1 protein-coding gene is annotated in these 420 nt (G+C 71.9%); it reads left to right on the top strand.

What is annotated here, in order from left to right:
* Window positions 1-420: aspartate dehydrogenase (locus AB4Z35_RS30740; RefSeq protein ID WP_442101264.1), on the top strand; the 420-nt coding region annotated here is incomplete at both ends.

Genomic DNA, 420 nt, shown 5'->3' with positions numbered 1-420 from the left:
ATCGACGCGCTGGCTGCCGCCCGCGTGGGCGGTCTGGACGAAGTCATCTACACCGGCCGCAAGCCGGCCCGCGCCTGGGCCGGCACGCCGGCGGCCGACCTGTTCGACCTCGACGCCCTGACCGAAGCCACGGTGATCTTCGAAGGCACCGCGCGCGACGCCGCGCGGCTCTATCCGAAGAACGCCAACGTGGCCGCCACGGTCTCGCTGGCCGGGCTCGGCCTGGACCGCACGTCGGTCAAGCTGCTGGCCGATCCGCACGCGGAGGAAAACGTCCACCACGTGGAAGCACGCGGCGCGTTTGGCGGCTTCGAGCTGACCATGCGCGGCAAGCCGCTCGCGGCCAATCCCAAGACGTCCGCGCTGACCGTGTTCAGCGTGGTGCGCGCCCTCGGCAACCGCGCCCACGCGGTGTCGATC

The organism is Pseudomonas sp. KB_15, from assembly GCF_052114525.1.
Classification (GTDB): domain Bacteria; phylum Pseudomonadota; class Gammaproteobacteria; order Pseudomonadales; family Pseudomonadaceae; genus Aquipseudomonas.
The sequence above is the reverse complement of the archived record's forward strand: the minus strand, read 5'-3'. Positions and strand labels throughout refer to the sequence as shown.